At 65.8% G+C, this 2,377-nt stretch carries 3 protein-coding genes; all 3 read right to left on the bottom strand.

The window, feature by feature from the left end; all coding sequences use genetic code 11:
• Nucleotides 1–529 precede the first annotated feature (529 nt).
• Nucleotides 530–871 carry a YciI family protein gene (locus ACVWY0_RS22200; protein WP_485838619.1) on the bottom strand — a complete coding sequence of 114 codons (342 nt, stop codon included), beginning with the start codon at nt 869–871 and terminating at the stop codon, nt 530–532.
• Between the two features lie 472 nt (nt 872–1,343).
• Entirely contained in the window at nt 1,344–2,156 is an 813-nt protein-coding gene (locus ACVWY0_RS22195) for an ExeA family protein (protein ID WP_485838618.1), read from the bottom strand.
• Nucleotides 2,153–2,377: hypothetical protein (locus ACVWY0_RS22190; protein ID WP_485838617.1), on the bottom strand; the 225-nt coding region annotated here is incomplete at its 5' end. The genes ACVWY0_RS22195 and ACVWY0_RS22190, both read right to left, overlap by 4 nt.

The raw sequence follows: 2,377 nt of genomic DNA, 5'->3' as shown, positions 1-2,377 counted from the left end.
CTGCACCCGGGAGGGTGTGGGAGAGTAGGTCACCGCCGGAACATCATTAAAACGGTCGAGAGCCCCCCAACCACCAGGTTGGGGGGCTCTCCCACGTTAACCACCCAAACCAAAACCACCCCACCCGGGCACAGAGAACCCGGGCCGGCACGCTCACGCCGTACCCGCAGCGAAAACCCGGACCCTCTCTCACTCCCTGCAGTGAATTTGGACACCCTCACCCACCACCCGCAGCAATGTCGCGTCCGCGTGGTCAGTCTTCATGTCCGCGTTCCAGCCCGAACCCAACAGGGTCGTATCGTACCGGCCGACTTCCCTCGGCCGGACGTAGAAAGAGCGCTCCTCCGGCAGCTCGCAACTCAGCTCGAGACGGCTGGGCCGCTGGCGTACACCGGAGGCCGACCGGCCCCGATCGACCAGTTGGCTGGGGCGAGGTGCTGTCCGTCGAGATCACCCGCTCTATGCCCTGTTGCACGCCTTTCATTATGGGCGCGCGACGCATGGCCGGCTGTGGCTGGGGTTGCTCTCGTCAGCTTGCCGGGTCGTACTGGAACTGCCGGACCTCTTGCGAGCAGCGGCAGGCGACGGCGATCTTCCTAGCCCACTCGAGTGCCGCCTCCCGCGAGGGCAGCTCGAGAACGGTGTAGCCGCCGTTGGGTACTTTATGGCCTGGGTACGTGCCTTCGGTGACGATGCCGTCACCGGCCACTAGCACCGGGTCTACGTCCTCATCGATCCCGCCACCGAAGACGTACACGCCCGCCGCCTTGGCCTCGTCGATGACGGCATGCGAGGCTTCGACCACCGCCTCGAAGTCCTCCTTGGGGAACACCATGGCCTCACCGGGGAACGAGATCAGGTATTTTGTCATTCGAGGACTCCTCTGCGCCGGCGGCGCCATCCGTCGGCTCTTCTCTGCGGCACCGCTTTGGTGCTCAGACCGATTATGGCTCCGCCGCCCGACATGTGGTCAAGATAGAGCGTCGCGGCCGACCCGCAGAACCTGCTCGAGCTGTCGCGGTAGCTGCGGTCCTGGTTCGAGACACCACAAAGTTCCGAATCAAACTCAGATTTTTGCCGGACCGGGCTACATAACGTTTCGCGGTGCGAAGAGAGGACTCCCGAGGACTGTGCAGGTAGGCACTGACCGGTTCCGACGAGCCATAGGATGTCTTGAACGGCAGCCCCCTCGGGAAGCTTGTTAGGCGTCGCGTTATTTGACGATGGCGGCGTCGGTTTTTGTGACGATGGGCCGTGCACGGAAACGCCCCGCGGGCTGTTTCCGGCGGGGCGTTCGTCGTCGGCCTGACGTGGTGGCCGTCATTGGTGACGGAGGTTTTTCCCTACTCGCTGTTCTCGGTGATCGCGGATTGGGCGGCGGAGAGGTCCACGATGGCCTTGTTGCCGGCGTAGGTCGCGATCAGGGCGGAAACGGCGAGGTTGTTGACCGCCCGCGGGTAGCCGCGTGATGCCTGGTGGATCGCGGCGACGGCGTCGTCGGAGAACAGGGTGTCGGATCTGCCTGCGAATTTGAGGTGGTGGCGGATGTAGTCCGCGGTCTCGGCCAGGTCCATGCCGTTGATCGCGAACCTGGTGGAGATCCTTTGGTCCAGGGCGGCCAGGACGGCGAGTTTGAGCCGGCGGCGCAGGGTGGGTTGGCCGACGAGCAGCAGCGCGAAGTGCGAGCCGGTGTCCATCCCGGTATTCGTGAGCATCCGCAGGGATTCCAGCTCGGTGTTGCCGAGCAGGTGCGCCTCGTCGATCACGACCACGGGCAGGCGGGCGCGTTCGTCCAGTTCCCCGGCGAGCAGGGACGCGGTCTGGTGCGCGAGGACTCCGGAGTAGAACGCTGGCTGCCCGCCCAGGGCGGTGACGATCTGGGACTGGATGCCGCGCATGCCGATCGTGGGGTCCGCGATGTAGATGACCTGGTGGCGGGATGCTTCGAGTTGTGCCAGGGCTGCTCTGACGGCGACGGTCTTGCCGGCGCCGACCTCGCCGGTGACCACGCCCATCTGGCGCTGGGCGACGCACCATTGGATCCGGGCGACCGCCTCGCGGTGCCCGGGGTGCGGGTGCAGGGCCTGGACCGGGATGGAGCGGCCGAAGGGCATGGCTGTGAAGCCGTAGTGGGATTGCAGGTTTGAGATGCTCATTGGGGTCCTCCATTGGTTCCGGTCGCGCCGGCGCCGGCGGCCATTTTCTCGAAGCTGATCGGGGCGCCGGTCAGGGTGGTTTTGTGGCGGGTTTCGACCAGGCGCAGGTAATCGATCCCGGAGGCCGCGTTCCTCGCACCGGTGTCGGCGTCTTTGGCGGCGTTGACGGCCTTGGGGTGGACGTGTCGGCGGATCTCGAGCAGGACCGCTTCCCCGGCCGG

The organism is Arthrobacter sp. UYNi723 (assembly GCF_054057635.1).
This window is presented reverse-complemented; position numbering and strand designations above follow the sequence as displayed.